Source organism: Ancylobacter sp., from assembly GCF_965279025.1.
Lineage (GTDB): Bacteria > Pseudomonadota > Alphaproteobacteria > Rhizobiales > Xanthobacteraceae > Ancylobacter.
This window is the reverse complement of sequence record NZ_OZ257132.1, coordinates 2,941,621-2,965,602: the sequence shown is the minus strand read 5'-3', so window position 1 is coordinate 2,965,602 and position 23,982 is coordinate 2,941,621. Positions and strand designations below refer to the sequence as shown.

31 protein-coding genes and 1 pseudogene are annotated in these 23,982 nt (G+C 71.8%); 5 read left to right on the top strand and 27 right to left on the bottom strand.

The genetic code is table 11. The features are described 5' to 3' along the window. Positions 1–21 precede the first annotated feature (21 nt). The 5 genes from ACQY76_RS13640 to ACQY76_RS13620 form a co-directional block, all read right to left on the bottom strand. The gene (locus tag ACQY76_RS13640; RefSeq protein WP_428029276.1) at positions 22–1,407 is read right to left on the bottom strand and encodes a sensor histidine kinase; all 1,386 of its coding nucleotides are present in this window, start codon (positions 1,405–1,407) and stop codon (positions 22–24) included. Next, positions 1,407–2,108 carry a response regulator transcription factor gene (locus ACQY76_RS13635; protein WP_428029275.1) on the bottom strand — a complete coding sequence of 234 codons (702 nt, stop codon included), beginning with the start codon at positions 2,106–2,108 and terminating at the stop codon, positions 1,407–1,409. Before ACQY76_RS13635 ends, ACQY76_RS13640 begins: the two co-directional genes overlap by 1 nt. Before the next feature lie 84 nt (positions 2,109–2,192). Next, complete coding sequence (locus ACQY76_RS13630; protein WP_428029274.1) at positions 2,193–2,477, bottom strand: hypothetical protein; 285 nt, start codon at positions 2,475–2,477, stop codon at positions 2,193–2,195. 295 nt (positions 2,478–2,772) lie between these two features. Then, positions 2,773–3,018 carry a hypothetical protein gene (locus ACQY76_RS13625; protein WP_428029273.1) on the bottom strand — a complete coding sequence of 82 codons (246 nt, stop codon included), beginning with the start codon at positions 3,016–3,018 and terminating at the stop codon, positions 2,773–2,775. Continuing rightward, the gene (locus tag ACQY76_RS13620; protein ID WP_428029272.1) at positions 3,018–3,815 is read right to left on the bottom strand and encodes a glycoside hydrolase family 108 protein; all 798 of its coding nucleotides are present in this window, start codon (positions 3,813–3,815) and stop codon (positions 3,018–3,020) included. The genes ACQY76_RS13625 and ACQY76_RS13620 overlap by 1 nt, the downstream gene beginning before the upstream one ends. Positions 3,816–3,963: 148 nt before the next feature. Between ACQY76_RS13620 and ACQY76_RS13615 the strand changes: the two genes are divergently transcribed. Further along, positions 3,964–4,449, top strand: a complete 486-nt coding sequence (locus tag ACQY76_RS13615; RefSeq protein ID WP_428029271.1) for a hypothetical protein — start codon at positions 3,964–3,966, stop codon at positions 4,447–4,449. A 9-nt stretch (positions 4,450–4,458) separates the two neighbouring features. On the opposite strand, the gene ACQY76_RS13610 is transcribed toward ACQY76_RS13615, so the two are convergent. The 15 genes from ACQY76_RS13610 to ACQY76_RS13540 form a co-directional block, all read right to left on the bottom strand. After that, on the bottom strand, positions 4,459–4,734 hold the full coding sequence (locus ACQY76_RS13610) for a hypothetical protein (RefSeq protein ID WP_428029270.1): 276 nt from the start codon (positions 4,732–4,734) through the stop codon (positions 4,459–4,461). Beyond that, the gene (locus ACQY76_RS13605; RefSeq protein ID WP_428029269.1) at positions 4,731–5,621 is read right to left on the bottom strand and encodes an arabinofuranosidase catalytic domain-containing protein; all 891 of its coding nucleotides are present in this window, start codon (positions 5,619–5,621) and stop codon (positions 4,731–4,733) included. Before ACQY76_RS13605 ends, ACQY76_RS13610 begins: the two co-directional genes overlap by 4 nt. Before the next feature lies 1 nt (position 5,622). After that, positions 5,623–5,928, bottom strand: coding sequence for a spike base protein, RCAP_Rcc01079 family (locus tag ACQY76_RS13600; protein ID WP_428029268.1), 306 nt, complete (start codon positions 5,926–5,928; stop codon positions 5,623–5,625). Positions 5,929–5,944: 16 nt separating this feature from the next. Then, positions 5,945–6,634: a DUF2793 domain-containing protein gene (locus ACQY76_RS13595; protein WP_428029267.1), complete on the bottom strand. Its 690-nt coding sequence runs from the start codon at positions 6,632–6,634 to the stop codon at positions 5,945–5,947. An 86-nt stretch (positions 6,635–6,720) separates the two neighbouring features. Next, the gene (locus ACQY76_RS13590) at positions 6,721–10,623 is read right to left on the bottom strand and encodes a baseplate multidomain protein megatron (protein ID WP_428029266.1); all 3,903 of its coding nucleotides are present in this window, start codon (positions 10,621–10,623) and stop codon (positions 6,721–6,723) included. 178 nt (positions 10,624–10,801) lie between these two features. Further along, positions 10,802–11,239: an NlpC/P60 family protein gene (locus ACQY76_RS13585; protein WP_428029265.1), complete on the bottom strand. Its 438-nt coding sequence runs from the start codon at positions 11,237–11,239 to the stop codon at positions 10,802–10,804. Then, positions 11,239–12,102, bottom strand: a complete 864-nt coding sequence (locus ACQY76_RS13580) for a DUF2163 domain-containing protein (protein ID WP_428029264.1) — start codon at positions 12,100–12,102, stop codon at positions 11,239–11,241. Before ACQY76_RS13580 ends, ACQY76_RS13585 begins: the two co-directional genes overlap by 1 nt. Continuing rightward, positions 12,099–12,740 (bottom strand): phage distal tail protein, Rcc01695 family, encoded by a 642-nt coding sequence (locus ACQY76_RS13575; protein ID WP_428029263.1) that lies wholly within the window; start codon positions 12,738–12,740, stop codon positions 12,099–12,101. The genes ACQY76_RS13580 and ACQY76_RS13575 overlap by 4 nt, the downstream gene beginning before the upstream one ends. Continuing rightward, on the bottom strand, positions 12,741–13,340 hold the full coding sequence (locus tag ACQY76_RS13570) for a phage tail tape measure protein (RefSeq protein ID WP_428029262.1): 600 nt from the start codon (positions 13,338–13,340) through the stop codon (positions 12,741–12,743). It abuts the gene before it with no gap. Between the two features lie 108 nt (positions 13,341–13,448). Then, a complete protein-coding gene (locus tag ACQY76_RS13565; protein WP_428029261.1) occupies positions 13,449–13,607 on the bottom strand; it encodes a phage tail assembly chaperone in 159 nt (52 codons plus the stop codon). Positions 13,608–13,642: 35 nt separating this feature from the next. Continuing rightward, positions 13,643–13,999, bottom strand: a complete 357-nt coding sequence (locus ACQY76_RS13560; protein WP_428029260.1) for a gene transfer agent family protein — start codon at positions 13,997–13,999, stop codon at positions 13,643–13,645. Between the two features lie 73 nt (positions 14,000–14,072). After that, entirely contained in the window at positions 14,073–14,480 is a 408-nt protein-coding gene (locus ACQY76_RS13555; RefSeq protein ID WP_428029259.1) for a phage major tail protein, TP901-1 family, read from the bottom strand. Between the two features lie 222 nt (positions 14,481–14,702). Further along, positions 14,703–15,113, bottom strand: coding sequence for a DUF3168 domain-containing protein (locus ACQY76_RS13550; RefSeq protein WP_428029258.1), 411 nt, complete (start codon positions 15,111–15,113; stop codon positions 14,703–14,705). Between the two features lie 73 nt (positions 15,114–15,186). Next, the gene (locus tag ACQY76_RS13545; RefSeq protein WP_428029257.1) at positions 15,187–15,507 is read right to left on the bottom strand and encodes a phage head closure protein; all 321 of its coding nucleotides are present in this window, start codon (positions 15,505–15,507) and stop codon (positions 15,187–15,189) included. Further along, positions 15,504–16,070 (bottom strand): head-tail connector protein, encoded by a 567-nt coding sequence (locus ACQY76_RS13540; RefSeq protein ID WP_428029256.1) that lies wholly within the window; start codon positions 16,068–16,070, stop codon positions 15,504–15,506. Before ACQY76_RS13540 ends, ACQY76_RS13545 begins: the two co-directional genes overlap by 4 nt. Positions 16,071–16,154: 84 nt before the next feature. On the opposite strand from ACQY76_RS13540, the gene ACQY76_RS13535 reads away from it, so the two are divergent. Further along, complete coding sequence (locus ACQY76_RS13535; protein ID WP_428029255.1) at positions 16,155–16,874, top strand: S1 family peptidase; 720 nt, start codon at positions 16,155–16,157, stop codon at positions 16,872–16,874. A gap of 26 nt (positions 16,875–16,900) precedes the next feature. Here ACQY76_RS13535 and ACQY76_RS13530 read toward each other — a convergent pair whose 3' ends face one another. Beyond that, on the bottom strand, positions 16,901–17,224 hold the full coding sequence (locus ACQY76_RS13530) for a low molecular weight protein tyrosine phosphatase family protein (RefSeq protein ID WP_428029254.1): 324 nt from the start codon (positions 17,222–17,224) through the stop codon (positions 16,901–16,903). A gap of 299 nt (positions 17,225–17,523) precedes the next feature. Between ACQY76_RS13530 and ACQY76_RS13525 the strand changes: the two genes are divergently transcribed. From ACQY76_RS13525 to ACQY76_RS13515, 3 genes are all read left to right on the top strand, one after another. Next, entirely contained in the window at positions 17,524–17,736 is a 213-nt protein-coding gene (locus ACQY76_RS13525) for a hypothetical protein (RefSeq protein ID WP_428029253.1), read from the top strand. A gap of 70 nt (positions 17,737–17,806) precedes the next feature. Then, on the top strand, positions 17,807–18,031 hold the full coding sequence (locus ACQY76_RS13520; protein ID WP_428029252.1) for a hypothetical protein: 225 nt from the start codon (positions 17,807–17,809) through the stop codon (positions 18,029–18,031). 71 nt (positions 18,032–18,102) lie between these two features. Continuing rightward, entirely contained in the window at positions 18,103–18,327 is a 225-nt protein-coding gene (locus ACQY76_RS13515; protein ID WP_428029251.1) for a hypothetical protein, read from the top strand. 77 nt (positions 18,328–18,404) lie between these two features. Here ACQY76_RS13515 and ACQY76_RS13510 read toward each other — a convergent pair whose 3' ends face one another. The 6 genes and pseudogenes from ACQY76_RS13510 to ACQY76_RS13485 all read right to left on the bottom strand — a co-directional run bounded on the left by ACQY76_RS13510 (position 18,405) and on the right by ACQY76_RS13485 (position 23,776). After that, positions 18,405–19,652 carry a phage major capsid protein gene (locus tag ACQY76_RS13510; protein ID WP_428029250.1) on the bottom strand — a complete coding sequence of 416 codons (1,248 nt, stop codon included), beginning with the start codon at positions 19,650–19,652 and terminating at the stop codon, positions 18,405–18,407. 319 nt (positions 19,653–19,971) lie between these two features. Continuing rightward, complete coding sequence (locus ACQY76_RS13505) at positions 19,972–20,583, bottom strand: HK97 family phage prohead protease (protein WP_428029249.1); 612 nt, start codon at positions 20,581–20,583, stop codon at positions 19,972–19,974. Then, the gene (locus tag ACQY76_RS13500; protein WP_428029248.1) at positions 20,580–20,780 is read right to left on the bottom strand and encodes a hypothetical protein; all 201 of its coding nucleotides are present in this window, start codon (positions 20,778–20,780) and stop codon (positions 20,580–20,582) included. The genes ACQY76_RS13505 and ACQY76_RS13500 overlap by 4 nt, the downstream gene beginning before the upstream one ends. Next, positions 20,777–20,965 carry a hypothetical protein gene (locus ACQY76_RS13495; protein WP_428029247.1) on the bottom strand — a complete coding sequence of 63 codons (189 nt, stop codon included), beginning with the start codon at positions 20,963–20,965 and terminating at the stop codon, positions 20,777–20,779. Before ACQY76_RS13495 ends, ACQY76_RS13500 begins: the two co-directional genes overlap by 4 nt. A gap of 944 nt (positions 20,966–21,909) precedes the next feature. After that, positions 21,910–23,232: pseudogene (locus ACQY76_RS13490) on the bottom strand (DNA-packaging protein). Further along, positions 23,198–23,776, bottom strand: a complete 579-nt coding sequence (locus ACQY76_RS13485) for a hypothetical protein (protein WP_428029246.1) — start codon at positions 23,774–23,776, stop codon at positions 23,198–23,200. The pseudogene ACQY76_RS13490 and the gene ACQY76_RS13485 overlap by 35 nt, the downstream one beginning before the upstream one ends. Positions 23,777–23,982 lie beyond the last annotated feature (206 nt).

Here is a 23,982-nt window from a genome sequence, read left to right as displayed (position 1 = left end):
CGTCACCTCTCACCGGCCATCTCAGGCGGCCGGCAGGCGCACCACGCAGCGCAGGCCACCAAAGGGCGAGCGGTCGAGCGTCAGCCGTCCGCCATACAGCCCGACGAGTTCCGTGACGATGGAAAGCCCGAGCCCGGAGCCCGGCTGGCTCTCGTCCAGCCGCTTGCCGCGCTTGAGCGCCTCGGTCTGCTGGTCGGGCGTCAGCCCGGGCCCGTCATCATCGATGACGATCTCGAAATAGTCGCGCTCGCCCGCCGCGCCCGGCACTGGGGAGACCGCGACCTCGACCAGCGAGCGCGCCCATTTGCAGCCATTGTCGACGAGATTGCCGAGGATCTCCTCAAGATCCTGCCGCTCGCCGCGAAAGCGCACATTGCCGGCGACCTCCGCCTCCACCGCCACGCCCTTGCCGCGATGCACCTTGGCCAGGGTGGCGGCCAGGCGGGTGACGATCGGCTCCACCTCCTCCACGGTGGTGACGACGGAGGCCCGCGCCGCCATACGCGCCCGTTCCAGATGGTGCGCCACCTGTTCCTTCATGATCTGCGCCTGCTCGGTCACCTTGGCGGCAAGCGCCGCGTCCGTCTCGGCGACGCCGGGCCGGGCCGCCTCGTTCTGCAGCACCGAGATCGGGGTCTTCAGCGCGTGGGCGAGGTTGCCGACATGGGTGCGGGCGCGCTCGACGATCTCGCGATTGGTGTCGATCAGCGCGTTGACCTCGGCAGCGAGCGGGGCGATCTCGATGGGATAGGCGCCCTCGATCCGGTCGGCACGGCCGGTGCGCACATCGTGCAGCGCAGCCAGCATGCGCTTGAGCGGACGCAGGCCGAACAGCACCTGGAACACCAGCGTCAGCAGGAAGGCGCCGCCCAGCACCGCCAGCGTCATCGCCAGCGCCTGGTCGAAGCCGGCGACCTCCTCCTCGATCTCGCCCGCATCGGCGGCCACCGCCACCGCGTAGCGCCCGTCCTCGCCGAGATCGACCACCCGCTCGACAATGCGCAGCTTCTGCCCGGAGGGGCCATCGGCATAGCCCTCGCGCAGCCCGGAGACGTCGGAGGTCTCGCTGCGCGCCACCAGCAGCGGCAGCTTGCCCTCGGGCAGCGAGCGAGAGGTCTTCACCTGCGCCGCCGCCCCGTCGGTGCGGGTGATCTGCCAGTACCAGCCGGAAATCGGGAAGTTGAACAGCGGGTCGCCCAGCGTCGTCGGCTCCGGCATGCTGCCGGAGGCGGAATTGGCGACATCGGCCACGATGGTCTTGAGGTAGACGTCGAGCCGCTGGTCGAAGGCCCGCTCCACCGCCGCGCGATAGACCTGGTGCAGCGCGAAGCCGGTGATCGTCAGCACGGCGACGCTGACCACCGTTGCCGAAACGAACAGCCGGAGCGCCAGCGAGCCGGCGCGCATCAGCGCGGCGTCTCCGTGCGGGGGCTGTCCGCGCGGGGGGCCTCGGGCGCCACCAGCAGATAGCCGAGCCCGCGCACCGTCTGGATCACGTCGACATCGAGCTTCTTGCGCAGCCGTCCGACGAACACCTCGATGGTGTTGGAATCGCGGTCGAAATCCTGGTCGTAGAGGTGCTCGACCAGCTCGGTGCGCGACACCACCCGTCCGCCATGGTGCATGAGATAGGCGAGCAGCCGGTGCTCGTGCGAGGTCAGTTTCACCTGGCGCCCGTCCACCGTCACCCGGCCGGAACGCGTGTCGAGCATCACCGGCCCGCAGGTCAGCTCGCTTGCCGCATGGCCGGCGGCACGGCGCAGCAGCGCGCGGATGCGCGCCAGCACCTCCTCCATGTGGAAGGGTTTGGCGACATAGTCGTCGGCGCCGGCGTCGAAGCCCTGCACCTTGTCGCTCCAGCGGTCGCGGGCGGTGAGGATCAGCACCGGCATCTTGCGCCCCTCGCGCCGCCAGGCCTCCAGCACCGAGAGCCCGTCCATCTTCGGCAGGCCGATATCCAGCACCACCGCGTCATAGGGCTCGGTCTCGCCGAGGAAATGGCCTTCCTCGCCGTCATGGGCGCGGTCGACGGCATAGCCGGCCTCGACCAGCGCCTCGACCATCTGGCGGTTCAGATCGGGATCGTCCTCGACGACAAGCAGGCGCACGGCACTTCCTCGACACACGCCGCGCAGGGTCGGCGCGGCGCGCGCAGAATGCCACCGCGCGGACCGGATGTCAGGTGGCGCGGATCAGGTCACGGTTGCCGCGCCCCGTTCCCGCCAGGCGAGCCAGGTCACGGTGGCGAAGGCGCCGGTCCACGAGCCGATGGCCGCGAAGGCGACATAGACCCAGTCTTGCGTATAGGTGATCACGGCGAAGGCCGAGAGCATGTACCAGAGCCCGCTCCAGCTCGCCGCCGACCAGCGCCGCCGCGCCATGATCGAGGCGTTGAACAGCACATAGACCGTGTCGGTGGCCGCCGTCGACGTGAACACGCCGAGGGCGAGAAGCGGGTCGATGTTCGCGAGTTGCATGGGAAGCTCCGGAGAACGGCTGGATGACCCTGCTACCGTCGAACCTCCACCCGCCGCTGGCAAGTGGATGACGACCGCCGACGCCCACGGCAAAGCTCCCGCGCCAGTGGCGTCGCTCCGGGCGTGGGGGCCGTCGGGGCGGGGGTGCCACACCGCTCACCCGCCGCCTCCCTCGCCCCTCCCCCGCCACCCGCACAGTTCCCGCCCGACGGCGTTGTGGGCCTTCACCTGGCGGATGGTCGGGTCGGTGTCGGCCTTCGCCCACGAAATCGCCCGGAACGCCCCGCAGGCGCCCCTAGTCGCGGCGGAAGGGGTCGTCGTCGCGCAGCCGGCCATCGTCAGCATTGCGCCGATCAGCATCAGCCCGCGCGCTGTTCGCACGCTCGATCGTATCCAGAACATCCCGTTCTCCCTGCGCGATGCAGGCCGCGCGGCCTTCCGTGCGTCCCTTGAGATAGAGCCCGCCCGCCAGCCCGAGGGCGGCGAGCAGCAGCGCCGCGCCACGGCCGAGCGGGGTCGCCAGCAGGCCGAGCAGCGCCATCACGGCGTCCCCTCGCCGGCGCCGATGCGCCTGAGCGCGCCGCGCAGGGTCAGCGCCACCCCCGCCAGCATCAGCGCGGCGAACAGCCATTTCAGCGGCTCGGCGAGGCCGGCGAGCGGCGCCAGCCGGTCGGCCTGCTCGGCCACGACAGCGCCGAGCACGCCCGCGCCGCTGATCAGGCCACCCGCGCCTTCCGGCGTGCGCGAGAGCCGCGTGTCGGCCGCCCGCGCCCGCGCCGCGCCGGCCTGTTGCGGCGTCGGCTCCACCGCCGCGCCGGCCTGCCCCGCCATTCCCAGGGCGGCGGCGCGCACGTCGGCGACGCGCCGGGTCCAGCCGGCGCCGAAGGTGGGGAAGGTCCGCAGCGCCCGCAGCATGGCGAGCCGCCGGTCGCACAGGCCGTCGATAACTGCGCCGGCTTCGGGATCCGCCAGCGCCGCCAGCGTCGCCTCGCCCACCTGACCGTCGGCGGCGACACCGAGCGTGCGTTGCAGCCATTTCGCCGCCTGGGCGGCGCCGGAATTCACCGCCGCATCGAACAGCGCATAGTCGAGCCCGGCCGGCAGGTCGTCGGCGCGCACCGCGTCCCAATATTGCCGCCGGTAGATCGCCGCGACCTCGCCCGGCTCGATCAGCCGCACCGCCTGCACGGGCACGCCGTGGCGCCGGCGCCAGCCATCATAGACGCGCTGGGTGACGCCCTTCATCGTCGCCCCGCCCGGATCGGCGGGGTGGTCGGCATAGCCGCCCTCATGGACGAGCACGCGCTTCAGCGCCTCGTCGAAGCTCGACGCGGTCATTGCATGGCTCCGCTGCAAGATTTTGGGGGTGATTTCTGGGGATTAACGCTATGTTAACTACGTCACTACCGGGGCACGGTTGCAAAAATACCGCGTTTCCGAGACCATTTTTGAGATAGCTGGCTACGGACAAGGGGCTCCGCTCGGCATGGCACGAGAAGATCGACTCGTTGAGGATCTGCGCGGCATCTTCGATGAAGCGCGCCGCAGCTCTGGCCAGGTGCAGGCCGAAGCGTTGCTGGCGGCCGCCCCGGTGGTGCTCAGGAGCACCGAGACGGAGCGCGAGCGCGGCGTCGCCTATATGCGCGACCGTCTCGCGCCGGAGAGCTACAGGGCGATCTGCCGGGCGATTGGCGACGAACTCGACAGGCTGAACGCCGAGATCGTGCGGCTGAAGCGATTCGAGAAGATCGCCTCCGTGGTGGAGACGGCGCAGCGGCGCATCATCGCCCGCCCGCCGATCCTGACCAAGCCCGTCGTAACCGCGGCGGCGAAGGCCGCATCCGCCACCCCGGCACACCCGGCGGCAGCCCGGCCGACGGCGTCCGCAACGCCGCCCGGCACGGCATCGACGGCCCCATCCGGCCCGGCGAAGCCGGCCGCGCCGGCGCGGGCTCCCGGTCCCGCCGAATAGGCCGCGCCGTCAGGCATCGGCATCGGGCCATCCCTCGCCCGGCAGCGCCTCAAGCCGCGCCTGCCGCTCCTCTTGCGTCAATAGCGCCTCATAGGCCTCCGGCGAGATCCCGATCTGCGCCGCGTCCGGCGTGGCCGGAAGGATCAGCGCTGCCCGCCCGTCCTGCGGGTGCTCGATGCAGGACCACAGCAGGCGCGTCTCCCCCGCCGGATAGAGGCAGGCGAGCCAGGCCTGCGCGCTGCGCGCCATGGCCGCGCCGAGTGTCGGAAAGATCAGGTAGGTCATGGCATCACCTGTGCGAGCGCGGCATCGAGCGCCGCAAGGTCGAGCGACGACTGCGCCAGAACGACGGTGGAGATGCCGCCGGTGAGAAACAGCGTGCCGCCGGTGAACGCACCGATTCGCACCCCGATCACGCTGTTGGCGTCGGGCGTGTTCTGCGCCGGCGACAGGGCGATGGTGTTCGTCGTCCCGTTGACGGCGATGTCGATGCCGCCTTCGGCAAAGCGCGCCCGCCCGATCAGCCGTGTCCACGCTCCCGACACGACCGCCGCGCCCGGCTGGCTGGAAAGCGTGCTGGAATCGGTGGTCCTCACCTGCAGCACCGGTGCGGTCGCATTGGGCGAATAGGCCAGCAAAGCGCGTGCCTGCACAGCGGAGGAGCCGGCGGAACTGGCGATCACCGCCTGCCCGCTTGCCGCTGTGGCGCGCGAAATCACCGCATAGGTCGCCACGGGGATGCTGCGCAGGAAACCCGCCGCGCTCGGCACGTCCATATAATGGGCGCCGGCGAACGCCGCCGCCGGCAGGCCGTTCGGTCCCACGTCCAGCACGCCGGCGGTGACAAGGCGGGGCTGCGCCGCCCCCGTGGGCTGGCTTGCGTCGCGGGCGGCACCCGCTTGGTCGTACCACACCGTGGCAAAGGCGCTGCCGGCGCCGGCGAAGGCGAGCAGCGCCGCAGTGTCGAGCGCGCCGGTGGCGGTAAAGCCGATATCGGCCTCGGCCCCGTCGGCCGCGCGGCGCACCCGCACGCAGGGGCCGGCATAGGCCGAGAGCAGCCGGCGCAGCCCATAGGCGGCGTAGAGCTGGCCGGCGAAGATATCGAGCGGCCGCCGTGCCGCCCGCCCGCCCCAGCGGGGCGTGAGATCGAGCGCGAAACGTGGCGCCGCCATCTCAATCGACCCGATGGATGACGAGCCCGGCGGTGGTTCCGGTCGCCAGCACGCGGCGGACCAGGAATTCCAGCACGCTCGCCTGGCCGGGCGGCAAGGGCAGCGTCAGCGGCGCGTCGTCGGCCGCGTCGACGGTAAGGATGCGAATATCCGCGCTGGCCAGCGTGGCGGGCACGAACACCCGTACCCTCGCATAGCGCGGCAGGTCGGTGGCGTCGCTCGGCACCACCAGCGCGCCGGAACGGCCGAGGCCGGCCGGCGAGAGGGCGCGGCGGTGCCAGGGGTCCTTGGCGGAATCATAGGGCATGGGTCGCTCCGAAGGCTCAAAGGGTGAAGGAGAGGAAGGAGAGGACGAGCCGCACCCGGCCGCCGGTGAAGCTGCCGCCCGTGGCGGTAACGCGCAGCGGCGTGTCGGCGTAAAAGGCCTGCGGGCCGATTACCCCGATATTGCTCGCCCCCGCTGCGACGCTCAGCAGCCCGCCGAATTTCGACGTTTCCCCGGCGATGCCGACCTCGTAGGAGGTGGCCCCGGTCACCGCCGTCACCGTGCGGCTGGCCACCGCGAGGCAGATCGCGCGGCTGGGGATGAGAATGGTCGAGGCGACGAAGGCGCCGGCGAGGTTCAGCTCTTCCTCCACCATGCGCAGCGTCGCGGTGGCGCCGGAGGGCGTGAGCGCAAGCGCGTCGCGCCAGGCGGTGCCGTCATGCAGCAGCGAGCGGGCCTCGCTGCTCACATAAACGCGCCAGCCGGCACGTGGGATGAGGAAGCGCCAGCCGGAATCATAGAGCGCGATCTCGCCCGAATGGCCCGCCCAGGCGCCGCTGGCGCCGGCGGCGACGATATGGCGGTCGCCGGAAACCGAGGCCGAAGGTGGCGCGGTGCGGGTGCGGTCGAGCACGGCGAGCTGCGCCGCCGCATCGAGCAGCACCAGCGCCTCATTATGGGTCACATGCTTCTGCGCCTGCGCCGCCGCCAGCAAGGGCAGCGCGAGCAGCGGTGTGGTCTCGCTCATGGAAGGTCCAATCGGATGGTCGACGGAGGGAAACGGCCGGCCCGAGGCCAGGCATGGGGCTCAGGCGGGCGGCCATGCCCGCCGGATCAAACCCGCAGCCGCGTGGTCAGCGCCGGCCCGGCGCCGGCTTCCGCCGAAAGCTGGGCGATGCGCACATCGTGAAAAGCCTGCACGGCACCGAAATCGGCGATCTCGTCGGCCGCCGCGTAGAGGAGATTGGGCGCCGCCGTGGTGAAGCGACGCTTTACGCTGGCCCCGCTCAGGATCTCGACCTCATAGGCCTCGGCGGTTTCGCCCAGCGGCACCTCGACGAGGTCCCAGGAATCGCCGCCGCCCCGCGTCCGGCGGGTCCAGCTCACCGCCACGCCGGCCCCGCTGCGGCGCGCCCGTGCATGCACCGGCGCGAAGGGCAGCAGCGCCGCGGGCGTAAGCGTGACGGCGATCTCGGTGACGGAGGCATCGCCATGGTCGCGGTCGGCCGGCCCGACCCGGTAGACGACGGAACGCCCGACAAGGTCGAACCCGCTCGCCACCGGCGCCAGATTGGTGTCGACCTTCATCACCTTCGTGCCCGCCGGCCACGCGCTCGCCGCCCGCGCCTCGGTGCCGATCTGTCCGCGCAGCAGGCCCGAGAGCCGCCAGCGTGTTGCACCGATCAGCTCGGCCTCCGTGAACTGGATCACCTCCACCGCGCCGGAAGGGTCGATCAGCGCCAGCGCATTGGCCCCGCCCAGCACCGCCTCCTCGCTGGCACCGGCGATCAGCCCGCCATCGAGTTCGACATCGAGGCTGGCGCGGTGCCAGCGCCAGGCGGGGCCGGGATCCAGAACGGTCAGCGTCTCCCCGGTCACTGCCGGCGCCGCCAGCGTGGCGATCGGCTGGAAGCTGCCGCCATCCACGGCCCGCCACACGGCGAGGCTGCCCGGCCAGGGTGTGACGAAGGCGCCGAGCCAGGTCAGCGTCGGGGTCGCCTCGCCGCTCGCCAGCGGCAGCGAGAGCAGGTGCACCAGCGGCGGCCCGTCGCTGCCGGGCAGGTCCACCCCGCCACGCCAACTGTCCCGCACCGCCAGCGCGAATATGGCCGGGTCGATGCCGCGCGCGCTCACCGCGCGCGCCTCGCGGTCCTCGATAGCGGTGATCTCCAGCAGCCGCGCCCGCCCGTCGCGCTCCCAGTGCACGACGTCACCCGGCTCCAGCGCGAGGAGCGAGGGCGGCAGCGTCAGGCTCAGCGTGTCCCGCCCCGCCCACATATCCTGCAGCCACATATCGGCCAGCCCGGCCGCCAGGCTGGGATCGGCCACCATGGTGACATCGAGCCCGGTCTCAGCCCGCGCCGCCCCGGCGAGCCGCCGCGAGACCGCCGTGGCCTGCCGGTAGTCACTCGTGCCGTCGATGAAGCCGAGCGTGGCGGAGAGTGGCAGTTCTCCCTCCGCCGCCCGCACGAGGGAGGGCGCGGAGATGCCCTCGCCGGTGGCGATAGCCTCGTCGGTCAGCTCGGCACGCACCCGCCCGCCGCGCGGGCGCAGCGCCAATTCGCCGCCGCGCTCCACAAGGTCGAAGGCGAAAGCCCGCGCCAGCGGCTCCAGCGCCGCCCGCGCGGTCATCGGCCGGTCCACCACATAGCCTTCGATGATGCCGCGCAACGCGCCGCTGGCGAGACCCGGCACGCCGAAATCCGCCGCCAGCCGGACGGTCAGCTCGGCCAGCGGCGCGGCGCCGAGCCGCCCGGTCAGCCAGTGCCCCGTCTGCCAGTTGGCGCCGTCCGCCCACACATCGGTGGCGCGCGGAAACACCGGAAAAGGCCGCGCGTCCCAGGTCCAGAGACAGATCGATTCCGGGTCGATCATCCGCCCGCCGGGCAGGCCGGCCGCCGGCGGGTTGAGTGCGGTCGAGGCGTTGAAGCCGTCGAGGCTGGCCTGCAAATGCCGGCGCTGGATCAGGTCGTCGCGCCGCCCGCTAGAGAAGGGCGGCAGCCCGCCCTCGGCCGATTTGGCATCGGGAAAGGCGCTCGGGCGGTTGGCGCCCTTGTCCACCGCCGGGCAGCCGATCTCGGTGAGGCGCAGCGGCTTGGCGCCGGGCACCCAGGCGGTCGGGCTTGCCTGCCGCACCCCGCCGACCCGCTCGTGATGGGCATGGCTCCACCAGCCGGCGAGGTCCTTCTGGCGAAACACCCATGGCTCGCCATAGGCGCCATCGGCGATCGGGGCGCGCGCCTGCGCGGCGCGGGCGGCGTCGTCGGGGTAATACCAGTCGAACGCCTCGCCGCCATTGAGGTTGCCGGCGAGATAGGCGACATCGTGCCCACTCTCGAAGGCGCCGGCATCGAGATGGGCGTCGCCGTCGCGCCAGTCGGCGAGCGGGGGGTACCAGTCGATGCCGATGAAATCCAGCGCCGGCGCCGCCCAGAGCGGATCAAGCGGAAAGCGCACTTCGGTGCCGCCGTCACGCACATGCGCACCGTATTCCGTCCAGTCGGCGGCATAGCCGATCTGCGTGCCGTCCCCGAGCATCGCCTTCACCTCGCCGGCCAGCGCCGCCAAGGCGTTGGCAGCCGGATAGACGCCCGGCGCCGCGCGAACCCGCGACAGCGCCACCATCTCGGAGCCGATGAGCATCGCCTCCACCCCCCCGGCGATCTGGGCGAGCGCGGCGCAGTGCAGCACCATGCGCCGCAGCGTCCATTCCGCCGGCCCGGCATAGGTCACGCGCCCGGCGGCGATGCCGAAATGCGCCGCGCTCGCCGTGCCGAACAGCGCCGCCACCTGCGTGGCCGCGCCTGCCGTGCCGTCCGGCGAGCCGGCAACGCCGGGGGCGGGATGGCAGGTAATGCGCCCGCGCCAGGGATAGGCCGGCTGCGAGGCCGCCCCGCTCCACGGGTCGGGCAGCGCGTTGCCGGCGGGAATGTCCATCATCACGAAGGGGTTGAGCGTCACCTTCAGCCCGCGCGCCTTCAGCGCCGCGATGGCCGCGATCACGCTGTCGTCGGACGGCGTGCCGCCATAGGCCGGCACGCCGTCATGCTGGCTCACCAGCGTGGCGCTGGCCCGCGTCTGCCCCGCCACCTGCCAGGTCTCGGCGAAGCCGGCGATCTGCGTCGGTTTGCTGCGCCGCTCCACGCCGGGGCGGATCTGGCAGCTTCCCGCCCGCAGGTCGCTGCCGAACCACGCCACCACCAGCGCCACCCGCTCCAGATTCGGGCAGGTGGCCAGCAACTGGTCGAGCGAGGCCGAGAAATCGCTGGCGTGGGTGGTCACATGGCGGTTTTCCAGCTGGTAGACGCCCGGCCGGTCGACCCGCACCACCTCGCGCGGCTCATAGCCGAACTCGGTCGCGCCGGGGATCAGCGTCACCGCCCGCACCGCGCCCTCCAGCGCCCCCACCGCGCGCTCCACCTCGACCGAGAGCTGCGGGAGGCGGTTGCCATAGCGCGCCAGCGGCAGCCGCTCAAAGACGAGATAGGCCAGCCCGCGATAGGCCGGCGCCCCCGGCTCGCGCGCCTCGATCAGCGGATCGGGAAGCTGGTCCTCGCCGCCCAGGTGCAGCCGCAGGTTCAGCCGCCGCGTGTCGAGCAGCCGCCCATCGGCCCAGATGCGGCCGATGCGGGTCACCGGCCCCTCGCACAATCCCACCGCGAAACTGCCGAAATAGCGGTAGGTGGTGGTGCTGCTGCCGCCCGTGAGTTCGCCGCCCTTGCCGCCGGAGGAGGATGTCTGGGTGGAGACCACCTCCTGCACCGGCGCCGCCCAGATCACCTGCCCGGAAAGCCGCGCCCGGCCGTAGAGGCGCGGCATAGCGGCGCCCTCGGTGGAGGTCATGGTGCCGAATTCGGTGAGGCGCGGCCCCTCGCTGCGCTGGCCGGGGTTGAGCAGCAGGCTGTCGACGGCGGAACCGCCCAGCGCGCCCAGCGCCCGCCCCGCCAGCGCCCCCACCGGCCCGAACAGCGCCCCGCCAATCGTCCCGCCCAGCGCGCCGAGAATGAGTGTGGCCATGGTGTCTTCCGATCATTTGGCGTGAGAGGCCGTTCCCCGGACAAGCCGCGCTGCGCGCGGCGCCGATCCGGGGCCCAGGAGAAACTCTTCGGCCGAAGTCTTTTGCGCCGGGTCCCGGCGCGGCGCTCCGCCTGCGGCGTCGCCGGGCCGGGACACGGACCGCTCGATCACCCCGCCCTCACGCCCCCGGAAAGGCGAAGGCGAAAGCCAGCCGGCGGCGCCACCAGGGGGCGAGACAAACCTCCGCCACCGCCGCCCCGTCATGGGCGTGCACCATGCGGTCGCCGCTCACCAGCAGCGCCGCGTGCTTGGCGGGAAAGCCCTCGCGCCAGCGAAACAGCAGCACGTCGCCGGGCGCGATCGCGTCCAGCGGCACGGCCCGCATGTGGCGGCCGGCGGCGTCGGCCATCTGCTCGGCCCGGGTCGCCTCGGCCCAGTCGGGCGCATAGGCGGGCAGGCCTTGCGGCTCCGGCCCCACCACCGCCCGCCACACCCCGCGTATGAGGCCGAGGCAGTCCGTCCCGTGCCCCTTCAGCGAGGCGCGGTGCAGATAGGGCGTGCCGATCCAGTCGCGCGCCTCGGCGATCAGGCGCGCCCGCCGTTCCGGCGCCTCCATCACTGCCCTCCCGGCTGGGCGACGCGCAGCACCGCGTCATTGCCCGGCATGTGGGGAAAGCCGCGGAAGTTCAGCGTGTTGGCAAAGCGGTCGCGGCAGGTCTCGAAGCGCTTGTCGCAGCCCGCCGTCACGGTGAAGCTCTCGCCCGGCAGCGGCGTCAGCGGCGGGCGCTGCCACAGCTCCAGCCGCACGACGCCCGTCACCGTGTGGGCCTTCACCTCGGTGGCGAAGCCTTCATTGGCGCCGCCGGTGAACACCAGCCGCCCCTGCGCGAACCACCCCGCCGCATAGGCGCCGAGCCCGCCCGCGACGAACAGCCCCGGGCCTTCCGCCACGCTCACCGTGCCGGTGCCGGTATAGGTCGGCGCGGCCAGCGCGACCTTGCAGCGCCCGTCGCCAAGATCGGCGTCGCAGCCGCCGGTGAACAGCCGGCCGCGCACCATGTTCAGCGCCGAGGAGAGCCCGCGCAATTCGGCGGTGAAGCTGCCCTCGCTGCGCCGCACCTCGCCGAGCGTCGCCCGGCGCAGCAGCAGGAAGTTCGAAGGCGATGACCAGTCGGCCAGGATCAGCTCGATCCCCGCGCCGTCATAGCGCCCGGCATCGAGATCGGCGTCGTCGATCAGCTCCGACGTCAGCGCCGCTGACATCTCGCCCCCGCCCACGGCGAATCCCAGCGCCGAGGCATCCTCGCTGCCGGTCACCCCGCTGGCGGCGCGGAACAGCGTGCCGTCGACGGCAAGATCCTCGTCATGCTCGGTGAGCGCGACCACCGCGCCGTCGCGGCGGGTCATGCGCCAGCAGCGCGCCAGCGTCGTCACCCCGCTCGCCAGCGACGCCTGGAGCCCGGCGGGAAGCTCTCTCATAAACGTATCTCCAGGATCGGGATGCGCGGGATTGCCCCGGCTTCGAAGGCGGTGAGGTTCACTTCGAGAAAGTCCGTGTCGAAGCGCACCGGCACGTCGAACAGGAACCCCGCCGTCACGCTCGCCCCCATGGGCGGCACATGGCCGGCGAGAAAGCTGACGATGCCGCTCGTCGCCTCGACGGTGAAATGCGCGCCGGCCACCCGCTCGGCCCCGTTCACCGCCACCCGCACCGTGCCGGCCACCGGCTTGGCGATCGGCCGCGCATAGGGCGCGTGGGCGCCGCCATAGGTCTTGGCGAGCGCGAACTGGATGCGCGCGCCGTCGCCCGCTCCCAGCGGCTGGTCGAGCGGGGTCACCGCCGCCCCCGGCGCGGCCGAGGCATGGTCCAGCCGGTCGCGCCAGCGGAAACCATGCAGCCGCCCGCGCCGCTCCTCGAAGAAGGCAACGACGCTGGAGAGCTGCGCCAGCGATGTCACGCCATAGCCGGCATCCCAGCGCCGGCGCGAATGGGCGAGCCTTGTATTGCGCTCCTCCCGCCCGCTCAGCGTGGTGACGATTTCCGTCGCCCGCTCCGGCCCGCCCGCCGCGCCGAGCGCGATGTCGAGCGGAAACAGCGTCTCGTGAAAGGCGGGCATTCACAGGCTCCTTTCCCCGCGCGCCACGGCGCGGGCGATCAGGCCGGAGAAGTAGGCGTCGGAGCGGCGGAAGGCGCCGGGATCGGGCGTGGTGACATTCACCGTCACCTGGGTAGAACGTCCGCCGCCCTGCGCGGCGACGCCCAGCTTGCCGTCGGCGCCGCGCGTCAGCGGCAGGATCGCCTCGGCGCCGCGTTCGCCCATCAGGCCGAGCGAGCCGCCGGCCATGGGGAAATAGGTCGGCGCCGCCACCACCCCGCCCTGCGCGAAAGGAGTGACCCGTCCGTTCTCGAACGCGGCCCCCTTGGCGAAGCCCGAAAGCCCCCCGAGCGCGCCCTGCAGCAGGCCGGAAAGCCCCTGCTCCAGCGGCTTGAAGGCCACGTCGAGCGCCAGTGACGACAACCGGCTCGCCAGCGAGCGCAGCACGTCGTCGGCCTCGCGGCCCTTCACCGTCGCGCCGGTCAGCGCATCGCCCACCGCCCGCCCGAAGCCGCGCGCCAGCCGCTCGGCTTCCGTGATCTCGCGCTGGAAGGCGCGGGTGTCGGCGGTGATCTGCACCGTCATTCCGTCGTCGAACGCATCGCCCTCGTCGGCCGCCATCGTGCTCTCCTGATGTGGGGTGGTCGTGTTTCCCGGCCCAGCGGGGGCGCTGCCGGAGCGCCGCGCCGGGACCCAGCGAAGACTCTTCCGCCAAACCCCTGCCGCGCCTCAGTCGGGAAACCGCGCCATCAGCGCCGCCAGCCCCGCACCGTCGAGCGGCGCCCGCACGGGCCCGGTGAAGACGCGCAGCGCGGCGGCCAGCTCGCGCGGGGTCAAGAGCCAGAAATCACGCGCGGAAAGCCGCAGCCGGCCGAAGCCGAGCGCCATCGCCTCCTCCCAGGGGAAGGCGGCGGGCGCGTGGCCTACCCCGCCGGTCCTGGAGGATTGGGCAAAGGGACGGGAGCTTCCCCCGACCCGCCAAATGTCGCGGCGATCAGTTCGCCGACCAGCCGCGCGAACCCTGCCGCGCCGCCGGGAATGGTCATCCGCGCCACCTCGTCCTCGGTCACCGTCTCGCCCGCCCCGCGCAGACCGGCGGCGAGAATGCGGATGGCGTCGCGCGCCGCCAGCCGCCCGGTGGCGAATCGTTCGGTCAGCGCCACCAGGTCCTGCGCGCCGAAGGCGTCTTCCAGCTCGGCGAGGGCGCCAAGTGTCAGCACCAGCGTGCGCCGGCGCCCGTCGAGCTCGGCCGAAATCTCGCCGCGATGCCGGTTGGCCATGAGGGGGTCCCTTCCTGTCGTGGATCCCCGGGCCAAGCCCGGGGATGACGGTGAACGCGCGCGACCTCCCGCCTCACAGCGCCGCGAAGGTGATCTCGCCGGCGCTCTCCAGCGCGATGTCGAACGTCACCTCGCGGTCGTGCTCGGCGGCGAATTCCAGCGCGGTGATCTGGAACGGCCCGGCGATGGTGCCGAAATCGGGCACCACGATCTGGGCGTTGCGGATGGTCCCGTCGAAGAAGCTCTGGCGGATCAGCGCGTCCGACGCGCCGTCCTTGAACACGCCGGAGCCGGCCACCGAGGCGCGCTTCACCCCCGCCCCGGCGAGCAGCTCGCGCCAGCGCCCGGCGCTCTCCGTATGGGTCACGTCCACCGGCTCGGCGTTGAACGCGATCTGCCGCGAGCGCAGCCCCGCCACCGTGGCGAAGGCCGTGCCGTCATGAATCTTCAGCAAGAGGTCCTTGCCCTTCTGCGCCGCCATCGGCCGCTCCTTTCTGGCGTTCGCCTCCCTACGGAGGTATTCAGAGATGGTTAACCTTCATCGGCTAGATTAGGCGCATGCGACCCCTGCGGGAGGTCTTGCCGACCTCGCAGTTTGATTCCGCAAATCCCGCCAAGTGACTTCATGTTCTGATTCAACTTCACGCGGATTCATGAGTCCGCGGAATCCCTTGCGCGGCCTTCCTCACAACTTCGGAAAACCTCAACCTGTTTCTGTGACCGCCCGGAAGCGTAGCAGCGCGCGATAGGTGCGCCCGCCCGGCTCGCGGCGGATTTCGGCGGTGGAGAAGCGCAGATTCACCAGCCGGTGCCCTTCCAGCACCAGCGGCGCGTCGTGCAGCGCCTGCTGCACCAGGTGCGCCAGCGCGTGCGCCTCGCCATGCCCGCCCTGGCGCGACCAGCAGGCCAGCGTGAGACGGTGCTCGGCGCCGCCCTCGGTGGCGGTGGACCAGTCCAGCACCTGCGCCTCGCCGAGCGTCACATAGGGAAATTCCGGCGCCGCCGGCGGCACGTCGTGGACGCGCCCCGCCCCCATGGCAGCGGTCAGCGGCGCATCCGCGACAAGCGCCGCGTGGATCGCCCGGCGCAGCGCCACCGCTGCCCCCGCGCTCATCGCCGCCTCCGTGCGGCGAGCATGGCCAGCCGCCGGCGCAGCGCCTCCAGCCCCTTCAGCCGCGTGGTGAATTTCATGGCGTCTCCTCCCGGCAGTCGCAGGCGAGGAAGCGGCCGCGCCCGTCCGGGTCGCTCACCGCCTCGACCAGAAAGCGTCGCCCGCCCAGCCGCAGCCGGTCGCCCGGCTGCACGGTGGCGGGGGCGCGCACGGTGATCGCGTGGGTCAGCACCGCGCCGGGCCGGTCGGCGATCTCGGCCGGTGCGGCGCGCGTTTCCAGCGCCCCCCAAAGCGCGTCGACGCTGATGAAGCTGCGCGTCACCCCGCCCATCCCGTCCGGCATCTCCACCGGCGTCTCATGCACCAGCCGGTGCCGCAGGCCGCCGATGGCACTCACAGCCGGGTCACCCGAAACGGCGCCACCAGCGCATCGAGCCGCGCGGGAAAGGCCGCGCCCGGCCCCGCCACATCGCGATGCTCGTAGAAATGGGCAAGAATCACCCGCACCGCTTCCACCAGCGGCGAGGGCACATGGTCGGCGCTCGGCCCGTGGCCGGCGGTGATGTCGAGCACGATGCCGGCGAGCGAGCGCATGGGGTTAGGCACGGCACCACGCGCGACCCGTATCAGCCCCGGCAGCCGCGCCGTGTCGGTGGTGAAGGCGTCGAGCGGCAGCGCCGTCTCCGCGCCCGCCGCGTCCAGCACCCGCGCGGCGGTGATCGCCTTGAGCGGGTTCACCGGCACGGCGATCAGCCCGGAGGCCGGCCAGGCGTCGCGCACAATCCGCCAGTCCTGGTCAATCAGCACGCGGCGGGTCAGCGCCTCCACAGTGGCGCGCGCCGCGGTGATGAGCGAGGCGATCAAACCGTCCTCCGCCTCATGGTCGATGCGCAGATAGGTCTTGGCCTCGGCGAGCGTCAGCGGCTCGGCCGGAGGTCCGGCGAGAAGGATCGCGGGCATGGTGCCTCTCTATTGATGGGGGTCGCCGATTGACGTTGCGGCCGGGCGCCGCCACAACGACCCGCCCCTTACTGGAACGAGCCGATGCGCCTCCTGCTTTCCGTCGTCCTCACCGCCGCCGTCCTCGCCACCCCGGCCCGCGCCATTGTCGGCGGCGGACCGGCGGACCCTGCGCTCAAGGGCGAGACGGCGATGATCGTGTCGACGCGCGGTGCCACCTGCACCGGCGTGGTACTGGGGCCGAACGTGCTGCTCACCGCCGCCCATTGCGTGCAGCCGGCGGCGGATTATGCGGTGGTGGTGTTCGAAGCGGGCGCGCCACGGCTGATCCCGATCGACCGCAAGGCGGTGCACCCCTCCTTCGACCCGAATTCCTTCGAGACGCGGCGCCCGACGCCGGATCTCGCTCTGGTGCGGCTGTCAGAAACCTTGCCCACCGATTTCCGCCCGGCGCCCTTGACCAGCGACGTCGCGCTGCCGCAAAGGCGCACCGCCTTCACCGTGGTCGGCTACGGCGTCACGAAGGACGGCGACGGCAAATCGGCCGGCACGCTGCGCGCCGTCACCCTGCCGAGCATCGGCACTACGGGCGGCATCATGGTTCGCCTGTCGGACGGCGCCGCCAAGGGCGGCTGCACCGGCGACAGCGGCGGCCCCGTGCTCATCGAGGGCGTGGTGGCCGGCATCATCGGCTGGTCGACGGCGGCGGGCGGGGCGCGCGGCTGCGGCGGCGTCACCGGCGCCACCCTCATCGGCCCGCAACGCGCCTGGATCGACGCCACCCTGCGGGGCATCGGCCGCTAGGGCGACACCTCAGCGCAGCGATTGCCTCAGCGCAGGAACGGCCGCACCTTGCGCTCCAGCAGCTGCACCAGCGCCGGGTCCATGAAGGCAAAGCGGTCGGGTATGTCGAGGCACACCAGGCGCTTGTCCTTCAGCGCGGCACGGTAGCGGCTCTGCACCTTCTCCCGCTGCGCCTTTTCCATGACGAAGACGATGTCGGCCCACGCCACTAGTTCGGCCGTCAGCGGCGTGTCCGCATCGCGATTGGTGCCGGCGGAGGCGATTTCGAGGCCCTGACGCCCGGCAAAGACCTGCTCGGCGGTCGGGCTGCGCAGTTTGTTGCGCGTGCAGACGAACAGAAGGCGCGTCAAGGAAGGCTCCGCGGCTGACACCCGACTGTGGCGCGCGCGGGCTGTGTGCGCAACGCTGCATGCGCAGCCCCGCCAACTGCCGCAGTCATTTCCACCGCGCACGATATTATCGATAACGCTTACTTCCTAGGCGCTCGAAATCGGCTTCGCTAGGGCCAAACACGCGAATGTTATTGCATCCATGCAAACCGGTGAGCGCCGAAACACAACTGGCCGTGCGACGCCGCCCTGACTAAGTTCGCTTCATGAAAACGGCGCGGCCGACACGGGCCCGCCACCCACACTTCGGAGTGACCAAAATGAACAAGATCATCCTCGCCGCCTTCGCTCTCGTCGCCTTTGGCGCCGCCACCGCCAGCGCCGCCGACGGTCGCGACCCCAGCCTCTACGGCGCCCCTGCCACCGCGCAGGCGCAGGTTGTCGAAGGCCGCAACGCCGCCGTGGCGCTGCCGACCGTCTCCGACGCCTACATCAACCAGTCGGTCGAGGCGAACGCCCGTTCGACCCGCTGATCTCTTATCTACCCCTCTGGCCGGCGCCCCCACGGGAGCGTGCGCCGGCCGCTTTCAAGGAGCCTCCACCATGAACAAGATCATCATCGCCGCCGTGGCTCTCGCCACCCTCGGTTCTGTCGGCGCCCAGGCGGCCGGCCGTGACGCCACTCTCTATCCCCGCGCCACCGCCCCGCAGACGCAGCCGGCTCAGCCGAAGCTCGTCGAAGGCCGCAACGCCACCGTCGTGCTGCCCACCGTCTCCGACGCCTACATCAACCAGGCCGTCGAGGCGAACGCCCGCTCGACCCGCTGATCTCTTCTCTTCCACCTCTGGCCGGCGCCCCCACGCGAGCGTGCGCCGGCCGCTTTCAAGGAGCATCCACCATGAACAAGATCATTCTCGCCGCCGTGGCTCTCGCCACCCTCGGTTCCGTCGGCGCCCAGGCGGCCGGCCGTGACGCCACCGTCTACACCCGCGCCACTGCCCCCAAGGCGCAGCCCGCGCAGCCGAACGTGGTCGAAGGCCGCAACGCCACCGTCGTGCTGCCGACCGTCTCCGACGCCTATATCAACCAGGCCGTCGAAGCCAACGCCCGCTCGACCCGCTGAGCGGACCGGACTTTCCGAGACTGACCGTCTCCATTGGGGCGCCCTTCACCGGGCGCCCCTTTTTTATGCGCGGCGCCTCAGGCGGCGAACTTCAGCAGCTTGATGGCGTCGAAATCCTGCACGCCGCCGCCCACGCGCTTGGTGGTGTAGAACAGCACATAGGGCTTGGCGGAATAGGGGTCGCGCAGCACCCGCACCCCGGCCCGGTCGACCACGAGATAGCCGCGGCGGAAATCGCCGAACGCCACGGAGAGGCTGCCGGCGCCGATGGCCGGCATCTCCTCCGCCTCGTGCACGGCAAAGCCCATCAGGGTCGGCGGCGCGCCCGGCGCGGTGGGCGGAGCCCACAGATACTGGCCATTCTCGTCCTTCAGCTTGCGCACCGCGCCCTGCGTGCGCCGGCTCATCAGGAAAGAGCCGTTCTGCCGGTAGCCGGCCTTCACCGCATAGACGAGGTCGACCAGCGGGTCGGAAGGGCTGGCAGCGGGGAAGTCGCCGGCGGCGCCGGTGGCGATGAAGCCGAGCTTGCCCCACACCCAGGCGCTTTCCGCCACGCTGTCATAGGCGAGGAACCCCTTCGGCTTGCCCACCCCGTCGCCGGTGACAAAAGCCGTGCCTTCCTGGCTGGCAAAGGCCGCCTCGACCTCGATCGCCAGCCACTCGTCGATGTTCACCGCCGAATCGTCGAGCAGGGTCTGGGTCGCCGCCGGCATGGCGTAGAGCTCCATCGCCGGGAAGGCGATCTCGTCCAGCACCGGGCTGGCGGTCTGCGCCCGCGCGCCGGTTTCCGCCACCCAGCCGACCGCCGGGCCGGAGGTCATGAACGGCTTCTTGTACGTGCCGGCCGAAATCACCCGGACATCGGCAATGGCGCGGATCGGGGAGAGCGCGGCGAGCCGCTTGCCGATCTCGCGCTCGGTCTCGGTCGGCACGGTGTAGCCGCCATCGGCCCCCACCCCGGCGGAGAGCGCCTTGGCCTCCAGCCGCTTGAGGCCGGACGCCTCGCCGGTGCGGACATAGGAATCGAAGGCCGCCTTGTGCTCGCGCGCCGCGAGGTCGGAGACGACATCGCCGCCGCCCAGCGCCGGCCGGCGGGCTTTCAGCACCAGTTCGTCGATCAGCGCCTTCTGGGTGTCGAGCGCCGCATTGATGCGCGCCACCTTGTCGTCGGCGACGACATCGCCGCCGCGCCGCTCCAGCGCGCCGAGCCGCTGGTCATTGGCGTCCTTGAACGCCTCGAAGGCGCTCATGAACTCCTCGAAAGCGGCCGAAACCTCCGGGCCGGCGGCGGACTTGCACTCAGGGGCGGGCATGCTCGGTTCCATGGTTGATGTCCTGTCTAGGAGACAAAAAGGGTCGTCATCCCCGGGCTTGGCCCGGGATCCATGCCTTTGAGCAGGCGGGCGGTGCGGCAAAGTCATGGATGCCCGGGCCAAGTCCGGGCATGAGGGGGGAAGGAAAGTGGGGGCTACCCTCGGGCCGCTTGTTCCCCGGACAAGCCGCGCGCCGCGCGGCGCCGATCCGGGGCCCAGGGGAGAATCACCAGCCGGAACCCTTTCGCTGGGTCCCGGTGCGGCGCTCCGCCTGCGGCGTCGCTGGGCCGGGAAACGACTGCAACGTGCCGGCCTCACTGCGCGCAGGCCCTCACACCGCCAGCGGCCGCAGCCCCGGCAGCGCCCGCAGCCGCCGCGCGCCGCGCCGGATGGCGGTGGCGAGCGTGTCGCCGGCGCGCTTCACCGCGCCGATGCGCGCGTCCGGCTGCATGGGAAAGGTCACGATGGAGACTTCCCACAGGTCGATGCGCGAGAGCCGACGCACGCGCGTGCGCGGGTCGGTGCGGCCTTCCACCGTGCGGAAGCCGATGGAGAGTCCGTCGATCGCCCCGGCGCGCATCAGCGCCAGCACCTCGCGGGCGCGGGCGACATCCAGCGTCAGCCGGCCGCGCACCAGCAGCCCGACCGAATCCTCGGTGAGGCTCAGCCAGGTGCCGATGGGCTCGGCCGGGTCGTGCTGGAACAGCATGCGCACCCCGCCCGCGCCCCGCTCGGCGAGCGAACGGGCGAAGGCGCCGGGCAGGATCAGGTCGCGGCCGAGATCGACCCGGCCGAACACCGCCGCATAGCCCTCGAAGCGGCCATCCGGCGCGATATCCGCCAGCGCGCCGGCGAAGGGCGCCGTCTCCGCCTTGATGTGCAAGGGGGCGGCAGGGAACCGCGAGGCAGGAGCCGCCCCGCCGACATTCACGGGCCCGCTCATGCGCCCTCCCCTTGGCCCGTGCCTTGGCCGGTTCCCGCCCGGCGGGTGGCGGCGGCGCGTTCCAGCCGCCCCAGCGTGCGGCCGAACTGGCGAAACACCTGCGGCGCCTCGCCCGCCCGGTTCGAGGCCGGCAGGCGCGGGGCCATCCCATTGAAACGGCCGGGCAGAAAGGCCCGGATGCGCGGATTGGAAGTCATGTCTCGTCTCCGAACAGGGCGTTGAAGCGCGCGATCTCGCGCACGAAATCGTCGAAGCGCCGCACCGCCCGCCCAAGCTCGCGCAGCGCGATCCCGGCCAGAGCGGAAGCCCCCAGCGCCCACATCAGCAGCGCCAGATGGGCAATATCGGCCTTCTCGGCGAAGGCGGTGATGAGCGGTTGCATGGGTTTCCTCCTCGGCACATCGGCTTGGCGCGCAGCTTTCGCGAGCGGCAAGACCGTCATCCCGGCCGAAGCGAAGCGCAAAGCCGGGATGACGGCGGTGGCGACCGGTTGCAGCCCGTTCCCCGGACAAGCCACGCACCGCGTGGCGCCGATCCGGGGCCCAGGAGAGACCCCCTGGCCGAAACCTTTTCGCCGGGTCCCGGATCGGCGTTCCGTCCACGGCGTCGCTTGTCCGGGACACGGATCGAGGCCGAGGCCCCTCATCCCCTCACCCCATAGCCCACCGCCTGGCGCTTCTCGTCGTCGGTCAGGAAGCCCGCCTCGTTCACCCGGCGGCACCCGATCCCGGATCGCCGCGTCGCGGCGTCCGGGATGACGGCGGTGGCGAGCGGTTGCAGCCCGTTCCCCGGACAAGCCACGCATCGCGTGGCGCCGATCCGGGGCCCAGGAGAGACCCTTGGCCGAAGCCTTTTCGCTGGGTCCCGGATCGGCGCTCCGCCTACGGCGTCACGTGTCCGGGACACGGATCGAGGCCGAGGCTCCTCATCCCCTCACCCCATAGCCCACCGCCTGGCGCTTCTCGTCGTCGGTCAGGAAGCCCGCCTCGCTCACCCGGCGGCACCCGATCCCGGTTCAGCGTCGCGGCATCTCACAAAGTGCCGTCATCCCCGGGCTTGGCCCGGGGATCCACGGCTTCCTGTCCCCAAGCCAGCAAAGTCGGGGATGGCCGGGTCAAGCCCGGCCATGACGTGGTATTTTTTAACCGGCACAAAAACCCCTCACACCCGCCGCACCCGTGGCGCCACGGCGCGGGCTGGGCCCCCTGGGTCCCGGATCGGCGCGGCTTGTCCGGGAAGCCGGGCGCGTGTCCCGGACCAGCGACGCCGCCGGCGGAGCGCCGCGCCGGGACCCCGCAGAGACCCTGCGGCAAAAACCCTATCGCCTCACACCCGCCGCACCCGTGGCGCCACGGCGCGGGGGCCGAGCGCCAGGGCGGTGATCGCCCAGACCAGCGCGTCGAGCCGGTCGGGCGAGCGGCCATTGGAGAGCCCGTCCGGGCCGAAATCGCAGAGCTCGTCCTCCAGCGCCGGAAACGGCCCGGCATGGCGCACCCTTCCCTGCTCGTAGAGCGCGGCCACCGGCTCGGCGCGCAGCCATTTTCCGCGCGTCGCCCGCACCTCGGCGACGGGAACAGTGGGATCGATGCCGGCGAGGATGGTCCGCACCATCTCGCCGCCCTGGTTCACCTCCACCACCACCCGGTCGGCCTCCAGCTTCTGGAACAGGCCGATGGCGCGCCCGCCCCAGCCATTGGGCGACAATCCCTGCGCGCTCTCATCGGCCAGCACATGGACGAGGCCGTCCGCGTCGATCCCCGCGGCGATGATGCCGCAGGCATCCGCCCGCTTGCCCGAGGAGGCGGGCGGGTCGACCGCCACCACGATGCGGATCATCCGGCCGACCAGTTCCGGCGTGGCGCACGCGCGCGCGGTCTCCAGCGCCGCACGGTTCCACAGCGCGTCGGCCCGGTCCTCGATCAGTTCGCCCGCAAGTTCCTGCCGGCCGAGCCGGGTGCCGGCATAGCGGCCAACCACGGTGTCGAGAAAGCTCGGCGCCAGATGCGCGGCGTTCTCGCCCGTCGCCATCCGCGTCACCGCCGTGCGCGGGTCCTGGAGCAGGGCGCGCAGCAGCGCGGTGGGGCGCGGCGTCGTCGTCACCATCTGGCGCGGCCGCTCGCCGAGCCGCAGGCCGAATTGCAGCATGTCGAACGCCGCCTGCGCATAGCGCCATTTCGCCAGCTCGTCGCACCAGGCGGCGTCGAATTGCGGCCCGCGCAAACTCTCCGGGTCGTCGGCGGAAAAGCCCTGCGCCACCGCGCCATTGGGCCATTCCAGCCGGCGGCGCGTCGGCTCCCAGCTCGGGCGCTCATGGTGGGGGTGGATGGCGAGCAGGCCCGAGACCCCTTCCACCATCACCTAGCGCACATCGCCATGGCTTTCCGCCACCAGCGCGAGCCGCCCGGCTTTCGGCCCGGCGCGGCCGTGGACGAGCGCGCGCACCCATTCGGCGCCGGCCCGCGTCTTGCCGGCGCCGCGCCCGCCCAGCATCAGCCAGGTCAGCCAGTCGCCGCCGCCCTGCGCCAGGGCGGGCGGCTGCTGGCCGTGGCGGCCGATCAGCGGCCAGTGGTGGCGCAGCCAGTCGAGGGTCGGCGCGTCGAGCGCGGCCAGCGCCTCAGCCAGCTTCCCCGCCCGCCAGCACGCGCTCAAGCGTCTGGCCAAGCTCGCGTCGGAAGGCGTCGGCGTCGCGGGTGGCGTCATCGTCGTTCCTGTCCGGCTCCAGCTTTTCCAGCGCCGCGAGTTCGCGCAGCGAGCGCACCAGAATGGCCAGCGTGCGCGCCGCCCGCTCGCCATCGGCGGGGCCGGCCTGCGGGTTCGTCGCGGCATGGAGCCCGGCGAGCCCGACCAGCCGCTCGATGGCGGCGATCTCGGTCTCGATCCGCCGCACCAGCCGGGCGATGAGTTCGCGCCGCTCGGTGGGCGGGGCGGCGTCCACCGGCTTCGCCTCGGTCACGACACCGGCAGGCGCCATGCCGCTCGTAGCGAGGTCGGTGGGACTGATGTCGGCTGGCCCGGCAAGCGGAATGCGCGCCATACGCGGCTTCCAGCCCCAGAGCCGCCGGCGGATATTCAGGGTCGACTTGGAAATGCCGAGCAGGTCCGCCACCTGCTGCACCGGCACGCCTGTGCGCTCATAGAGCCGGCGCGCCTCCTCCAGCGCTTCCGGTGAAATGGCTCGTGCGGGAACCGACATGCCACCTCCGCCACCTGACCCGACATGAAAAAGCCGGCCCTGAAGGCCGGCTGAAAACGAGCACTCCGCCGAGGCTGAGTCGAAACCGGAGGTGCAGGACCCCGCCGCCTTCCGACGCAATTGTGGAGCATGAGGGAAAGCTACCCGGCCAGCGTCACGCTGTCAAGGACTATTTTCCTATTATGGGAATATGAGCAAATCCGAGT